Source organism: Streptococcus sp. Marseille-Q6488 (assembly GCF_946902925.1).
GTDB lineage: Bacteria > Bacillota > Bacilli > Lactobacillales > Streptococcaceae > Streptococcus.
Map to the genome: position 1 here is coordinate 1 of NZ_CAMPPZ010000023.1, position 13,878 is coordinate 13,878.

A 13,878-nucleotide genomic window follows, 5' to 3' on the forward strand; every position below is an offset into this window, starting at 1 on the left:
TTATACCATAAGTGAAAAACGTTTACAAATAGTTATCATCACTTGTAAATAGTTGAGTTTTTACTTATTTTTCCTTAAAATCATTTACACTAATTTCCATCGTTTTTTTAAATCGTATTCATCTTCGTATTCATTTTTACAATCATCTTTGCCCGTATAGTTGAGAAGGTTCCAACTTAAAGTTCAATAGTTTACAAATAGAAAACTGTGATTACTCACGGTCTTTTTTTTTAAAAAATAAAATAAAAAAACTCCATCAAAACTCTTGACTTTCTCGGTATACCGTGATATAATATAATCAAGATAAGGAAAGGGGGTGATGAAGTTGAACAAAGAAGATTGGCTTAGGTTACTTGAAAAGGCAATAGACAATATTCCTGAAACAGTAACTGCTATCGCAAGTCTAGTGACCGCAATAACGGTCGCAAGGCAAAACAAAAAGCGTAAACCGAAATCCCGCAAAAGAAAAAGGTAAACGCTAAGAGGTTGGGGCGAAAGCCCCTCACACCTCTATTTTATCAAATGGAACGAGGAAATGCAATGGTTAGTGCAATAGCTATTTTTATAATTGCAATTAATGTATACATTTATCTAAAAAACAAAAAGGACAAATAAGATGAGAAAAGTTATTCAAGAATTGTTAGACAGTTCGATGTCTACATCTGCTATTTCGCAAGGCGCTGGAGTTCCATGGACTACCGTTTCTGACCTCAGAAAAGGAAAAACAAGTATGGACAAAATGGCACTTCTCACAGCGGAAAAACTTTATGAATTTGCTACAACTGATAAGCAGTGATTTCGGTCACTGTTTTTTTATTTTTAACAAAACACCGTTTTTGACAATAATACCCTGCCATTACTCCTCCCTATTCTTCAAGAAAACGCTTTTTTGGACAATAGGACTTCTATTTTGGTTTCTAATCGTTCAAAATGCGTCTTTTTGCAAAATAAAAAACCGCAAGCCTGAGCCTGCGGTGAAAGAACAATTTAGAAAGTTTCCTTTCTATTTATTTTTTAAAATTATTTGGTCGTAATCAAACCATCTGGCTCTACTGTGAACTCTGGCTTGTCTGCCAGTGTTCCATCTGGTTTGAGGTAGTACCAGCCTGTTCCGTCTGCGGACTGGACGAAGGCGTTTGATACCATAGCACCTTCTTTACCGTCAAGATAATACCAGGTGTCCTTGTACTTGACCCAACCCGTCTTCATGGCACCCTCTGTGTCAAAATAATACCACTTGTCAGCGATTTTCTTCCAGCCTGTAGCCATTTCACCTGACTGGTCAAACCAGTACCAGTTGCTGTCTGTGTGCTTCTTCCAGCGGTCTGCAAGCATGTAGCCTGAGCCGTCGAAGTAATACCAGGTTCCGTTGATTTTCTCAAACTTATCTTTTGGATAAGAGCCGTCTTCTTTAACGTACCAGTAGCCAGTATCGTTTTTCTTCCAGCCCGCTTCAACGCTCAAGCCGTTTTCAATATCCTGCTTGAACTGTTCGCGGCTAATGCCCCATTTGGCTAGATATGGATAAGGGTCAATGTGGTCTGAATGGTTGTCGGGTTGGTTATTGGTGCAGTATTCATGCGTTTTGATACCTGCCAAGTCGTCTGTATCAAGCGTTTTAGGCAAGCCTGCTTCATCAGCTAGATTGCGTAAGAGTTCGATATACAGACGGTAGTCAGCCATGAACTCTTCTGTAGTTGAATGACTTTCAATCAGTTCAACTGCTGCATAGGTCTCAGCATTCCAACCACCCCCAACGTCCCAAGATCCGTTATTTACAGGGCCTACTTGCATGACACGACCGTTACCAACGACATGAGAAAAGAACCCAAGCTCAGGGTTCTTTCTGTAGTGATAATCAGCTTCATTTTGCACGGTAGAATTACGGTTCCCCGTAGAGTGAGCGTGCACTTGTCGATATGGCGCATAGCCTACTTGTGGCAAGCCTGTGCGTAGTCTGCTTGTATCGATATCCATTACTCTTGTCCTTTCCAAGCGTCATTCATCTGTTTCACGGCTGACTCAACAAAAGTATCCAAGTCCTTGTCGGTCATACTGATGTTATATTTGATCAGCTCTGCACGGATTTTAGCACGAGCCTGTGCCAATTTTTCATCACCTTTATAACCTGTCTCAGCAGCCACCTGCTCAACGGCATTCACTGCATTCTTGGCTAGGATTTCAGCGATAATAACCGCTTTTTCTCCGCCTTTTCGCAAAAGATAATCTTTTACTGTTTTTACCATACTGCCTGCGACTACCGCTAAAAAGCCTGTCGCAAAAGCGATAATAAATTCATTAAATTGTATCATGTGTTGTTTCCTTTCTTATTCATAGTAGAATGTGATATCAAGGCTAATATACCCCGTTGTGACTCCTACGCGTTTGAAGTTTTCAATTGTTTCGCTACTTAGATGAAAAGTGTATGAATTATCAGAGATACCCACCGATTTTGTCGTGATCAACGGGAATTCGCTAGCGCCTATTCTTACTTTTGTTATTTTCTTGTTTTCAAGAGTTGTTTTTATATCTTTTTTATATACAAAAAGACTATAATTTTTAAAAAAAGAGAGAGTCACATCTTTTATGGTAACACTTTTCAAACCCTCCCACACCAACCTATCACCAATATAGCGCTTGACAATCTCCTGATTGCCTAACATGATTCTTACTCTATCTCTCATAGCTTCACCTACTTAAAAATATCGTAAATCGTGTGAGGGTCTTTGGTAGTAATAGCATCGTACTGCTCTTGCGTACCTGCCCAATAGTTGAGTGCCTGCGAACCGTTCTGATTGACAATGTTCTGACCAGGAGCTCCCGTTGCTCCTCGTTCGCCATCGTTGATGTTATCCAAATGGGTAAAAGCAGAGGCTTTTAAACCTCTGTAATTCACTTCAATGCGGACTTCGAACCAGCCACCAGAGCGCTGAGTAGCATTCCACTGACCAAATTTCCCATTTGCATCAGGCGTTTGATTTCTCAAAACACCCCAGCTATTATTCCCAAAACCACGGTAGTAATAATCAAGAGTATAGCCACTCGTGACTGCTTCGCCATCGTAGAATACATCCGCAAACAGATTCAATTGGCTAGTAGAGCCATTCTTATAAGAGCCCTCAATACGAACGCTAGCATTCAAACTATGCCCATTTTCCCCTTTTAAGCTTTCTCTCTGGCTGGAGGTCAGATTGTCAAATGACGGGCGATTTTCCAAGGCGGAAATCCTAGCCTTGATGGGGATATCATTGTACAACTCCCATTTTTGAGCGTAAGTAGACAAGTCTTGGTGGGAGGTCAAGTAGCCTTTCTCTTCCAGCTCCGCTTTTGTAACGAGGGTTTCTGGATTGACTCTCGGTCTACTCTCAAGGGAGTCCAGCCTTCCCTGAACCTCCCTATCCTTTAGCTCTGAGTCTTCTTTGATCGCCTTGACATCCCTACCAATAGCTGTTGCTAGATTTTCAAGGTTACTCATAGCTATCACGCTTTCGCTGCGTTGTAAGTCGCTACCAAGTCAACATTGGCAATCTGGTCTACACGTCCACCAACTTCTGTGATTTTACCAAGAAGAGCACCGTTTGCGTCCTCACCCATGCTGGTAATCTTGTCCGCGATTTCTTTCAGCGTATCCAGATTCTCAGGCGTCCCCTCGCCCAAGATTTCAGCCTTAACCTCGGATTTAGCTTGAGAGATAGCTTGGTTCATGTCAGACGTGCTGACTTTCGTTTTCAGCTCTTCGTTTACCTTTTTGTTATCTTCCCCCAATGCCTGCGCAAATGCTGTTAATTTTGTAGTATCCATTTTGTGTTACACCTTTCCTAAATTGTAATAAAAGAGTAGGTCTGGCAATTCCTGACCTACTGGGCTCTCGCCTACAGTTCTACCTGCAAGCTGTTTTTTTACTTCTTCTGCGATATCCAGCTCCTTTAAAGCATGGACTTCTTCAGTGACCAATTCCTTATCTGAGGCGACTATCTTGATATGGATAGATTTATCACTAGGGAAAACATAGCCTCCAGCCGTGATTTCCAAGCGATAACTCCCAATGGGCAAGATAGCGTCCAGATGAAAACTCACACCTTGACCGGTAACGGTTACCTGCTTCTTCCACTGGTAGCCCTCCTTGGTCAGACTGATCAGCGCCTCCTCCCCTTCCAGAGAGGAGATGACTTGGTAGTCTTCGTCTAAGAGGGCAAAACCAAAGGCGGAAGCCAAGTCCCCTTGCTTAATCAGGTGACCGCCATCAATCTGCCGCAAATTGGTCATATTGAGATTACAGACCATTCTGCACCTCTTTCTTTACTGTTTACTTTGTATCAAGGTTTTCAGTTCTCTCACATCTTCACCTAGCGATTTGACCTGTTCAGCCAGCACCAGAATAGCCTTGTTTTGTTCGTCATGGTTATCCAGCCTTTTGTTAGCCGACATTCGAAATTCGCGTAAGTTCTCAATATCTTTTTCTATGGCTGTAATGCGATTTTCCTGTTTGGTTGCCCTGTCCTTCATGGAAAAGTACAAGACAACCACAGGAATCAGAGAAAAGAGAAACCGAATCAATAAGTGCTCAATCTCTGTCATAAGCACCTCGCTAGTTTGCCAAATGGCTCAAACCACGTCGCTTCAATTCCTTGCGCACACGGTCTTTCCAGCGTTTATGTACCCATGAAAAGTCAACTGCTCCACGTTCCAGTAGGTTGATGTACATATCGATTTTTGCTTGGTCTAGTGTAATCTTACTCATTGCTGCTACCTCCATTGTCTTCACTAGGGCTCTCTTGGTTTGTCGTTTCAGAAATGTCATCTTCTTTCTCGCTTTCTTTGTTATCTTCTACCGCTGGGGTTGGTTGTGTAGGTGCTTCTGCTACTGGTTGTTCAGTAGTTGGCTGCGCTGGTGCTTCAGCAGCTTGTTTTTCTGTGTCCGTAACCTGAGGAGTATCCTCATCTGTCTCCTCTTTCTCCCCCTGGTCAGGCTCTCCTTGAGCTTCCAGCTCTTCCAATCGCGCTAAGATATCTTCAATATCCTGAGCATTCTGGAGATTGACCTTCTGCATGCCATCCATGAGTTGGTTGGCTTTCTCCAGCGCTTCCGTCGTTTTAGCCAACTGTTCTTGGTTTTTGACAATAGCGCTTGTTGGGTCAAGTTCGGTGCGAACCAATTCCAAAACCGCTTGGATAAGGGCGTCCTCACTATCCTGTGTATGGTCACCTAGTAATTCGCACTGCTCATAAGAATAGCGCCCCTTGTTTTCCATCTTGATGGCGACAACTGTTACATTTTCCCCACCTTTCAAGTAGGGCTTGATTGCAAGTTCATAGCTCATTTGTTAGTTCCTTTCATTTTTGCTTGCGTTTCGTCAAATAGTTCTTTGAGGGCTGGGTCATATTCCAGCACGGCTTTAAAGCCCCGTAATTCAGCTAAAGCCAGCGTATAGTGTGCCTCTAAATTCGCACGATTCAATTCGCCCTCAGCTAAGCGGTTGACGAGTGACTCTGCGACTAGCTTGTCGATTGTGTGATTATCCATGTCTGTTCTCCATTTCTTTGATTTTCTGGTCTAGTTCTTGGACTGCTTTTAGCAAGTAGGGTACGAAAACGGTATAGTCGATGTGCAGATAGCCATCTGGATTCTCAGGGTCTCGTGAGATAACTTCTGGAACGATAGTCTCAGCCTCTTGCGCAATCAAACCGATTTCTTCGTGTTTCTTGCTTTCTATGAAATCAAAAGCGACTAAGTTTAGTCTGTTGATTGTATCCAAGGCTTTCACAGCTGTTTCTGTGATGTTTTCTTTCAAGCGTCTATCTGAAGATTTATCTATCCAGTGTTTTACCGTTCCCTCGCCTACCTGGTTCCACCACACGACCTTATTTTGATGTCCCTCCCTCGGACTCCAACCATTTCCCAAAATTTCTTGTTCGTACATATGAATCCCATTGACAAAAATAGGCGATTTTTGAAATTCTGTCCGTCCATAAAACCTAGCGTTGGATGACTCTGAAAAGTCAACCTTAGCGCTAAAATCCGCATTATTCTTACACTTCATTTCTCCTGCGGTTGTTACGTACCAGGCATTAGGTCCTGCTTGGTTCCAGTTATTGCCCCAATTAGCCCAGAAGGCTGTTCTGGTCTCGCCAAAACCACCACCATTTCCCATTCCTACCGCAAACGTATTTGTGCCAGATATCCACTTGCCACTCCCGTTTGGGAAACTCCCAATGGTAAACCCTCCAATTTCACCCTGATAGGCTTGTAGGAAGGTTGAGCTAGATACTACAGACTCAATCTTAGTCGCAAAGATACGTTTAGATGTCAGCTTGTCAATCAAGGCATCTCTAGCGGTCAGGTTCCGAATCAGGGCATCATCTACGCTGATTTTATCGCCTGTGATAGCCCCAGTTTGGATGTTTTCGGCAGTCACAGAGCCAGCTGCTAACTTCCCAGCAGTGACCGCACCATCCACAATCATGTCGGATTTTACTCTGACTTTCGGAGCGATGATGTCCACACCTTTCGAACTGGTCGAAATGGTAGAGGCTAACTGCTCACCAGTTAAGGTAGTTGAACCGATGGTCACACCTTCAGGCGTCACTTGTACCCTCGCACTGTTAGCAGCGTCTCTCACTTCCTGCCTGATTTCTCTAGCAGTTTGAGCGATGGCGCTCTTGACATTCGTATCAAAGAACTGGGTCAGCGCCCCTTGGTTGTTCTGCTGGATTTTGCCCCAAAGAGCACTGTTCGGGTCTCTCAATTCCAGCTCTATTGAGCGCATGTCCTTGAAGAGACCTGACAAGGTACGTTGCGTGACAGTAGGCTCCACGAAGCTAGTCGGGAAATCCCCCTGCTCCAGCTGAATATCCGTCAGCACCGTGTCACCCACACAGCCCATATGGTGCAGTTTCAGCAGTTCGTCTCGTGTCCGTGGCTGAAATACCTTGTAATACCGTCCGTTATGCTCAAGAGCAGGCGAACGGACGTTTTGAATGGTTATGTCCATGTGTTACCTCATTCTGTCATATAAAACAATATCTTTATAATCACCTCTAAACCAGTTTCGTGTCAAATCAGATAAAGCTTGACGCTTGCTTGATTCATCTACTCCTGCATCTTCGTTTTGACCTAGTAAAAACATAAAAGATGGACTAGGTGTTGATAAATTATAAGCATATACCTTAACAAACTTTTCTTCTATTCTCAAATAGTAGTACCCTGATTTTAATCCTTCATATCGGTACAAGAATCGAGTACGGCAATCTAAAGCAGCTGACTGATAGTTAATATTTGATATAGTCAATGACAAAGCATTTACAATTCGAAATCTGTATTTTTTCCAGATTAGCTTATCTCCTATATATCTTTCAACAACTTCCTTACCACCTACATAAATTCCTTCTCTAGACATACTACCTCCTACGTACTACTGTAGATATCATAGATAGTATTACTATCCTTGTTAGCAATCGCATCATATTGAGACCTTGTACCAGACCAATATTTCATTGGTTGCCCACCATTTTGGTTGATGATGTTTTGACCTGGCGCTCCATCCGCACCTCTGGGGCCTTCTGGTCCTGCTGGACCCGTTGCACCATTCGCCCCCCTTGCACCGTCACTAACATTGTCAAGCCGTGTGCTAGCAGCTACTTTAATGCCGTTGTGCGTTACAACGATGTAGACCTCAAGCCAGCCTCCTGAACGCTGAGAAGCATTCCACTGACCAAACTTCCCATTTGCATCAGGCGTTTGGCTCAGCAAACTTTGCCAGTTGTTATTCCCAAAACCTCTGTAGTAATAATCAACAGTATAGCCACTGGTTAACCGGGTTCCGTCATAGTAGACGTCCGCGATCAAATTCAACTGGCTAGTCGCACCGTTTCGATAGCTTCCCTCGATACGTACATTCGCATTTAAGCTGTGGCCATTCTCGCCTCGCAAGCCCTCTCTCTGTTGGCTTGTCAGGTTCTCGAACCGCATAACACCGTCCGCGCCTCGTGGTCCTGTTTCCCCACGTTCTCCACGGTCACCTTTCGGACCAGTCAGATACTGCAGGGCTGAGAATTGGTCAGTACCGTTTCCGACCTTGACCTTACCAGTGTCGCTCTCAATACCTAACTCACCATCGAGTAAGACCAGAGTGCTACTTGCCCAGTCACTCGCTGACATACGTTTATGTTGTACCCTGATAGGTACTACTTCAGGCGTTGTTTCCGTCATGTTCTACCTCCATCAAAAATAAAAGTTGGGGTCTCACTCCAACTTCCCTCATATCTAGCATTTTGTCCGTCAGCAACCGTCTTGTAGACTGGCGCTAGTTCAATCCGTCTTGTCTGATTATCAATCGTCAAAGACTGCTCTACATTCTGATACCAGTCCCCTGAGAAGGTCAGACGATAGGCACCGTAGTAGACTGCCAAGACCTGCTCCTCTTTCTGGACAAGGTCTTTGTCAATCACTGGCATGACTGTATTAGCAGGCGCAAGATGAACGTGTCCACCGTAAAATATAGGCTTATTCACTGCCACAATCACATCAGTCTTCCCGTAAGGTGTACAGGTTGCGGACCAGCTGATGACATACTGCTTGCCTAGTTCGAAACCCTCTCCATTGTGACCGACTTCTACGAAATCCATTCCGTAACTGATTTTCTTAGCCGTGCCACCATTGAGACGGTTCTTGTTGTACTGAGTATTCCCGTCACCACCAATCAGACTAGCGTTAACCCTTGCAGTCTCACTGACCTGCTCCAGTTTCTTGCTTAATTCAGCAATTGAGTCAGCACCACTCATCAGCTCCTCACGGATTCGCTTCACGAACTCAGGACGCTCTTTCTCCATTTCCTCGTGGATTTTAGCGCCCATTTCTTCCGCCTTAGCCTTGTACTGCTCGATGGCATCCGTAATAGCTTTCTCACGCTTGGCAAACTCAGCGTCAAACGCACGGTCAGCGTTTGCGATTTCCTTTTTCAAACGTTCTTCAAAAATCTGATGCAGATTTCGGCTTTCATTCAAAACGGCATCATTGACAATCCCACCTATCGCATTCGCAAGACTGGATTGGAAGGTTCCGAATCCAATTGTCTTTAAGCGTTTTGCCATTGGCGAATAGGTGTATTTCGTGATTTTCTTACGAACATCAAGACCATACCATTCATGGTAGATACTGACAACATCGAACATCCGAACCGCTACATCGCTCTGGCCGACAACCGAGATTTCAAGATTATCTTCTAGCATGTCGCACATACTTGTCCGAAAATACTGCTTACCGTATTCAATCAAGCTAGCTTGGTCTTTGACATTCTGATCATTGACCTCAACAACTGCTTCATAGATTTGGCTGTATTTCCCAAGCAAGGGACTATCAATCACCACTACATAATCAATGTCAGGCGCCTTTTCTCCTTCACCTTTAACAGCCGTTTTAAAGGTTATCCGAGTTTTCAAAGACTTCGTTGAGGTCTTATGTTGGTAGCTAGACAGGTTTTTCTTGTACATAAAAAGCGATTCATTCTCAGAACCGCCATTTTTCAACAAGCGTAAATTGTAGCCATTTCGCACCATATCTCCGCCCCACTGACCAAGGATAGAATGCTTGTCTTTCGCCAAGACCTCCATCGCATTCTTGTCCTTGATGTTGAGCGTATGCCTATCGTCAATATCTGAGAAGAAAGAAAAAGGATTGGCTCTAGTAATACTACCAGCAAAAGCACTCAACACCCTTGTGCCACTGACACGATCCACATCGATAGAGCTGACGATGTAGTTATTTAACAGGCTGATAACCTGATTGGCATAGACTTGGATATATCCTTGTTGTTTTTCAACCTCAAAAATATAAAAATCCTGCTCGCCATGCAGGTCATCAGCTGTCAGAAAAGTTTCCTCTTTCAGCAATTCCCACTTGGGATCCGATGTAGGAAAACGAAAGGTCAGTTGATAGGTATTGTTTCGTTCCTGGACGATTTCGTCATTGTAGGCCTCATTTAAAGGCGTATTGCCTTCAGTAAGATAAATCATAAAATATACCTCCAATTCGGCCGAACTGTGACCTTACGAACCGCACCAGTAAAGACCAGACCGTTACTACCGACTGCCAACTCAAAGAAGCCTCCACGTTTTCGTAGCGTATTTTGAACCGCACCATCTGCGTTGTAGATATTCTGTTTCTTATGTCTACAATCAATAGTCACTTTTCGTCTAATGGTCAAGTGCATGGTTGTCCGTCCGATAGTCAAAGAAATATCACCGTCCCCTTCAATCTCAATCACAGGCTCACTATAGACAGAGCCTGGATTGTTGACATTACCGCTTGCGGTAAAGATAAGAGGAGCAACATTTTTCTGATAACGGAATGGTTGCATACTCAGCTTGATTTCTAATTTCCAGCCGTGCATACCTTGGGGCTTGTATTTTGCACTGACGAAATCAGCATAAAAAATAGAGCCTAGTTGGTAGCTAAACTCTAGCGTATTATCATTTGGTTGGAATCTCTCAACGATTTTAGACGGGTCTACCGTCCTTGGAAGGTAAAATGCAAAAGTCCTTTCGTAACTTTCGTAAGCACCGTCCAAGACACGGTAATTCCCGTTAACCCCAAACAGGGTAGCATCTTCAGCCACCCTAGGCTTAGCAGCCTCTACCTCGCCAAAATCCGTCACCACACAGTTAGGAATGGTTGAAGTATTGAAACCATTGATAATCATGTATTCCATTAAATTCCCTCCCTAGCATAAATTGCACCTTGACGTTGGTAGACGCTCATTGAAATTTTATCAGCGTCCAGGTAAGTATCTGACGGCTTTTCAAGGATAGCAGTAAGGATCTTCTCCATACTTGCTCTCAGAATCGCTATCTCAGACACGGTTTGACTATCTTTTGCCTCGATTTGAGCACTTGGCATAGCCAAGCTTGCTTCAAGATTCCTGGCAATAGTCGGTGTTCCACTCAAACCAAAATCATCATTTGAAAATGCGTTTGAGATTTCGCCAGCCATTCCAACGACCGATTTCTTAACATCTTTGAAACGGTCTTGCAACCCTCTATCCAAACCTTGCATAATCGCATTACCAGCAGGAATCAAGAGCTTGCGGTCATACTCAATCGGACCTTTGTGGTCACGAATCCAGCTAGCAATACCACCAACGAAGTCAGTAACCGCACTCCAAGCAGATTTCAAACCATTTAAAAAGCCATCAAGGATAGCTTTACCTGCCTCCCAAAGGTCAATGTTTTTGATTCCATCGAATATGCTTGTAACCTTATCAACAAGATCACGAACACCTTGTTTCATGCTTTCCCAAGCATTTTTAGCTCCTTGGACAAGTCCATCAATCAGCCCTAAGACAGTTGATTTCAACCCTTCCCAAGCACTGCTTGCGACAGATTTGATAGTGTTCCAGATGTTAGATAATATCTGAGCAAAACCATCAAAGATAGCCTTACCTGCAGCGGACAACCCTTTCCAAATTGTACTAAGAGTGGTAGAAAAGTTTTCAAAAATAGCAGTAGCATAACCTACGATAACATCCACGACTCCAGAGAAGTATGTTTTAATCCCTTCCCAAATCATAGAGATACTATTTTTAATCCCTTCCCAGATTAGAGAAAGATCAGCCCCCAGCTGGTTAAAGTTCCCTGTCACAAGGTCGATGATGATGAGAATAGCACCCAAGAAAATAGATTTGATGAAGTCCCAAGCACCTTGAAAAATCATCTTAATTCCTTCCCAAATTTGAGTAAGACCATCTGAAATATTGTTCCAAATATTCATGAATCCATTAATGAACGGTTGAACAATCGCCATCACTGCTGTTGTGATAGCTGTCCATGCCACAGATGCAGCTTCTTGAATACTTACCCACAAATTACTAGCACCTTCAGAGATACCAGACCAAAGACCAACAAAGAAATCAGCAATCCCCTGCCATGCCTGTTTAATCAAATCTACAAAAGATGACCATATTTGTCTACCTGTTTCAGTCTGAGTGAAGAACCAAGCTAATGCGGCAACTGCAGCTGCAATCCATCCTATAAGTGGGATTGAAGAAATAGTTGCCGTAATACTCGTAGCAAAAGTTGTTATTGCTGTCTTAGCAATAACAAGAACTCCACTTATTCCGCCTAAACCTTGTAAAAAGTTTGCAAATTTCACTACTGGCAAACCAACGCCAAGAGCAACTACCGCTGTCTTCAGTAAATCAGCTGCTAATTTATTTTCTTTGAAAAAGTTAGTGATTTCTTTTAGGATAGAAGAGCTGATTCTCAATGCTGAACTCAAAATTTCAAAAGCAGTTCCAAGAAGATTGACTCCCTGCTCACCACCCTGAATTCCTAAGAGATCGCCTACAAAATCAGCTACGATGCTACCAACATTACCGATAACTGACCCGATATTCTCAAAGGTTACACGGATATTGTCCGCAATATTAACAATTTGGGTTGCCGCTTCATCGCTAAATCCTAACGTGTTTAGGATATCGATATTCCCTTGCCTATCCATTGACCCGAAGATCATATCAAAAAAGGTTTGGAAAATTCCTGTCACACGTCCGATTTGGTCATAGACTGCACTACCAAAAGCGTCCCCAAAAAGCTGAGAAGCTAAAGAGCTTACGCCTTCGGTCAGTACTACTCCTAATCCTGATAAGATATTTCCTATCATTGGTAAGAAGTTGCCAAAAAGGAAAGTTTTAGTGGTTTCTAGTAAAGATTGTAGTGCTGGCGTAACGTTTTCGCCAATAGCTATCTTCCCAAGAACATTTTGAGCAGCTGCCTTCATAGATTCAAAAGATCCAGTGAAAGTTGTTGCTGCCTCTCTCGCTGTTGTACCAGTGATGTCCAAATTCTCTTGGATGGCGTGAATGGCGCTATAAACATCTGACAAGTTATTTATGTCATACTTAACACCTGTCAATTTTTCTGCATCAGCTAAAAGCCGTTGCATCTCTTGTTTTGTACCACCATAACCCAATTTAAGGTTATCAAGCATCGTATAATTTTGCTTGGCAAAACCTTGATAAGCCAGCTGAATGCTTTCCATAGATGTCCCCATCTTGTTAGCATTATCCGACATATCAATCATAGCCATATTAGCTGTTTCTGCCGCTTTATCTGTATCTCCACCAAGAGATTGTAGTAAGCTGGCTGAGAAACCTGTAACATTTTCCATATAGGCATTGGCTGACAGACCTGTGGTTTTGTAGGCCTCGTTTGCAAATCCTTTGACCTTATCAGCTGAGTCTTTAAATAAGGTTTCGACACCACCAAGCGATTGTTGAAGTGCTGCCCCTTCGTTTATCGATGCTCCAATGGCCTTACCAATTCCAGCAGCAGCAATAACTCCTGAAACAGCCCCCATCATTTTGGATCCGAGGGATTCGCCTGCGCTAACGCCAGCTGAGGCGACTTCACCACCCATTTCCTTTTGAATCATGCCACTAATACCTTTAGCAGACGGAATGATTTGTACATAGGCTTTTCCTAATTCGGTCGCCACTATTCATCACCTCCTGTTTTCGCAAGTAAAGCCTTGCGATAGTTTTCAAAGTCCTCACCAGATTCAAAGACGAGATAATCCCTTTCGTCACTCTCTTCTTTGTGATTCTTTGTTAGCATTTCAGCAATTGATGCAGGGCGATTAACACCCTTTTGCCCATCCTTAGTTTGCAACCACAAAGAAAGAGACAATCTGTCTACGATACTAGCAAGTAACGTCGTTTCCAGAGGGACGATTTGGTCAGACATAAACTGCTTTATCCGCGAATCATCACGCAACCCATACGCAAAAACAGCCACCTGATTTAAAGGTAGCTGTTTATAGTCGTATATTTGATAGGTTTCTGCTAAATCACAGATAAGGGCATCTTCGTCCAAATTCATCATCTG

18 protein-coding genes and 2 pseudogenes are annotated in these 13,878 nt (G+C 43.3%); 2 read left to right on the forward strand and 18 right to left on the reverse strand.

Translation table 11 applies throughout. The features are described from left to right. Positions 1 to 325 precede the first annotated feature (325 nt). On the forward strand, positions 326 to 475 hold the full coding sequence (locus OVN23_RS09840; RefSeq protein WP_162489709.1) for a hypothetical protein: 150 nt from the start codon (positions 326 to 328) through the stop codon (positions 473 to 475). A gap of 141 nt (positions 476 to 616) precedes the next feature. Continuing rightward, entirely contained in the window at positions 617 to 796 is a 180-nt protein-coding gene (locus OVN23_RS09845; RefSeq protein ID WP_023937752.1) for a hypothetical protein, read from the forward strand. A gap of 224 nt (positions 797 to 1,020) precedes the next feature. Here the strand turns inward: OVN23_RS09845 and OVN23_RS09850 are convergent, their stop codons facing one another. The 18 genes and pseudogenes from OVN23_RS09850 to OVN23_RS09935 all read right to left on the reverse strand — a co-directional run bounded on the left by OVN23_RS09850 (position 1,021) and on the right by OVN23_RS09935 (position 13,875). Then, the gene (locus OVN23_RS09850; protein ID WP_173229329.1) at positions 1,021 to 1,977 is read right to left on the reverse strand and encodes an N-acetylmuramoyl-L-alanine amidase; all 957 of its coding nucleotides are present in this window, start codon (positions 1,975 to 1,977) and stop codon (positions 1,021 to 1,023) included. Then, positions 1,977 to 2,312, reverse strand: a complete 336-nt coding sequence (locus OVN23_RS09855; protein ID WP_267241034.1) for a phage holin — start codon at positions 2,310 to 2,312, stop codon at positions 1,977 to 1,979. Before OVN23_RS09855 ends, OVN23_RS09850 begins: the two co-directional genes overlap by 1 nt. A 15-nt stretch (positions 2,313 to 2,327) precedes the next feature. Then, positions 2,328 to 2,684, reverse strand: coding sequence for a hypothetical protein (locus OVN23_RS09860; protein WP_267241035.1), 357 nt, complete (start codon positions 2,682 to 2,684; stop codon positions 2,328 to 2,330). Between the two features lie 8 nt (positions 2,685 to 2,692). Continuing rightward, positions 2,693 to 3,475: a hypothetical protein gene (locus OVN23_RS09865; RefSeq protein ID WP_267241036.1), complete on the reverse strand. Its 783-nt coding sequence runs from the start codon at positions 3,473 to 3,475 to the stop codon at positions 2,693 to 2,695. 5 nt (positions 3,476 to 3,480) lie between these two features. Next, positions 3,481 to 3,801 (reverse strand): hypothetical protein, encoded by a 321-nt coding sequence (locus OVN23_RS09870; RefSeq protein ID WP_267241037.1) that lies wholly within the window; start codon positions 3,799 to 3,801, stop codon positions 3,481 to 3,483. Between the two features lie 6 nt (positions 3,802 to 3,807). Further along, on the reverse strand, positions 3,808 to 4,284 hold the full coding sequence (locus tag OVN23_RS09875; protein ID WP_267241038.1) for a hypothetical protein: 477 nt from the start codon (positions 4,282 to 4,284) through the stop codon (positions 3,808 to 3,810). 15 nt (positions 4,285 to 4,299) lie between these two features. Next, positions 4,300 to 4,578 (reverse strand): hypothetical protein, encoded by a 279-nt coding sequence (locus OVN23_RS09880; protein WP_049512689.1) that lies wholly within the window; start codon positions 4,576 to 4,578, stop codon positions 4,300 to 4,302. Positions 4,579 to 4,588: 10 nt separating this feature from the next. After that, positions 4,589 to 4,741, reverse strand: coding sequence for a hypothetical protein (locus OVN23_RS09885; RefSeq protein ID WP_000036642.1), 153 nt, complete (start codon positions 4,739 to 4,741; stop codon positions 4,589 to 4,591). Next, positions 4,734 to 5,321, reverse strand: coding sequence for a hypothetical protein (locus OVN23_RS09890; protein ID WP_267241039.1), 588 nt, complete (start codon positions 5,319 to 5,321; stop codon positions 4,734 to 4,736). Before OVN23_RS09890 ends, OVN23_RS09885 begins: the two co-directional genes overlap by 8 nt. Beyond that, positions 5,318 to 5,524 (reverse strand): hypothetical protein, encoded by a 207-nt coding sequence (locus tag OVN23_RS09895; RefSeq protein ID WP_218764438.1) that lies wholly within the window; start codon positions 5,522 to 5,524, stop codon positions 5,318 to 5,320. The genes OVN23_RS09890 and OVN23_RS09895 overlap by 4 nt, the downstream gene beginning before the upstream one ends. Further along, a pseudogene (locus OVN23_RS09900) lies at positions 5,517 to 6,476 on the reverse strand (tail fiber domain-containing protein); the annotation flags it as partial. The gene OVN23_RS09895 and the pseudogene OVN23_RS09900, both read right to left, overlap by 8 nt. 138 nt (positions 6,477 to 6,614) lie before the next feature. Next, positions 6,615 to 6,992 (reverse strand): annotated as a pseudogene (locus tag OVN23_RS09905) (gp58-like family protein); the annotation flags it as partial. A 3-nt stretch (positions 6,993 to 6,995) separates the two neighbouring features. Next, positions 6,996 to 7,397 (reverse strand): hypothetical protein, encoded by a 402-nt coding sequence (locus OVN23_RS09910; protein ID WP_267241040.1) that lies wholly within the window; start codon positions 7,395 to 7,397, stop codon positions 6,996 to 6,998. 8 nt (positions 7,398 to 7,405) lie between these two features. Beyond that, complete coding sequence (locus tag OVN23_RS09915; RefSeq protein ID WP_267241041.1) at positions 7,406 to 8,209, reverse strand: collagen-like protein; 804 nt, start codon at positions 8,207 to 8,209, stop codon at positions 7,406 to 7,408. Beyond that, the gene (locus OVN23_RS09920) at positions 8,206 to 10,011 is read right to left on the reverse strand and encodes a phage tail spike protein (protein WP_240150232.1); all 1,806 of its coding nucleotides are present in this window, start codon (positions 10,009 to 10,011) and stop codon (positions 8,206 to 8,208) included. Before OVN23_RS09920 ends, OVN23_RS09915 begins: the two co-directional genes overlap by 4 nt. Next, positions 10,008 to 10,706, reverse strand: coding sequence for a phage tail protein (locus OVN23_RS09925; protein WP_173282883.1), 699 nt, complete (start codon positions 10,704 to 10,706; stop codon positions 10,008 to 10,010). The genes OVN23_RS09920 and OVN23_RS09925 overlap by 4 nt, the downstream gene beginning before the upstream one ends. Next, positions 10,706 to 13,489, reverse strand: coding sequence for a PblA (locus tag OVN23_RS09930; protein ID WP_173252920.1), 2,784 nt, complete (start codon positions 13,487 to 13,489; stop codon positions 10,706 to 10,708). The genes OVN23_RS09925 and OVN23_RS09930 overlap by 1 nt, the downstream gene beginning before the upstream one ends. Further along, positions 13,489 to 13,875 carry a DUF5361 domain-containing protein gene (locus OVN23_RS09935; protein WP_173252922.1) on the reverse strand — a complete coding sequence of 129 codons (387 nt, stop codon included), beginning with the start codon at positions 13,873 to 13,875 and terminating at the stop codon, positions 13,489 to 13,491. The genes OVN23_RS09930 and OVN23_RS09935 overlap by 1 nt, the downstream gene beginning before the upstream one ends. Between the last annotated feature and the right edge of the window lie 3 nt (positions 13,876 to 13,878).

Excerpts from the sequence above, each read along its gene's own strand:
- OVN23_RS09845 (WP_023937752.1), top strand. The coding sequence starts at position 617 with ATGAGAAAAGTTATTCAAGAATTGTTAGACAGTTCGATGTCTACATCT.
- OVN23_RS09850 (WP_173229329.1), bottom strand. The coding sequence starts at position 1,977 with ATGGATATCGATACAAGCAGACTACGCACAGGCTTGCCACAAGTAGGC.
- OVN23_RS09855 (WP_267241034.1), bottom strand. The coding sequence starts at position 2,312 with ATGATACAATTTAATGAATTTATTATCGCTTTTGCGACAGGCTTTTTA.
- OVN23_RS09860 (WP_267241035.1), bottom strand. The coding sequence starts at position 2,684 with ATGAGAGATAGAGTAAGAATCATGTTAGGCAATCAGGAGATTGTCAAG.
- OVN23_RS09865 (WP_267241036.1), bottom strand. The coding sequence starts at position 3,475 with ATGAGTAACCTTGAAAATCTAGCAACAGCTATTGGTAGGGATGTCAAG.
- OVN23_RS09870 (WP_267241037.1), bottom strand. The coding sequence starts at position 3,801 with ATGGATACTACAAAATTAACAGCATTTGCGCAGGCATTGGGGGAAGAT.
- OVN23_RS09875 (WP_267241038.1), bottom strand. The coding sequence starts at position 4,284 with ATGGTCTGTAATCTCAATATGACCAATTTGCGGCAGATTGATGGCGGT.
- OVN23_RS09880 (WP_049512689.1), bottom strand. The coding sequence starts at position 4,578 with ATGACAGAGATTGAGCACTTATTGATTCGGTTTCTCTTTTCTCTGATT.
- OVN23_RS09885 (WP_000036642.1), bottom strand. The coding sequence starts at position 4,741 with ATGAGTAAGATTACACTAGACCAAGCAAAAATCGATATGTACATCAAC.
- OVN23_RS09890 (WP_267241039.1), bottom strand. The coding sequence starts at position 5,321 with ATGAGCTATGAACTTGCAATCAAGCCCTACTTGAAAGGTGGGGAAAAT.
- OVN23_RS09895 (WP_218764438.1), bottom strand. The coding sequence starts at position 5,524 with ATGGATAATCACACAATCGACAAGCTAGTCGCAGAGTCACTCGTCAAC.
- OVN23_RS09910 (WP_267241040.1), bottom strand. The coding sequence starts at position 7,397 with ATGTCTAGAGAAGGAATTTATGTAGGTGGTAAGGAAGTTGTTGAAAGA.
- OVN23_RS09915 (WP_267241041.1), bottom strand. The coding sequence starts at position 8,209 with ATGACGGAAACAACGCCTGAAGTAGTACCTATCAGGGTACAACATAAA.
- OVN23_RS09920 (WP_240150232.1), bottom strand. The coding sequence starts at position 10,011 with ATGATTTATCTTACTGAAGGCAATACGCCTTTAAATGAGGCCTACAAT.
- OVN23_RS09925 (WP_173282883.1), bottom strand. The coding sequence starts at position 10,706 with ATGGAATACATGATTATCAATGGTTTCAATACTTCAACCATTCCTAAC.
- OVN23_RS09935 (WP_173252922.1), bottom strand. The coding sequence starts at position 13,875 with ATGATGAATTTGGACGAAGATGCCCTTATCTGTGATTTAGCAGAAACC.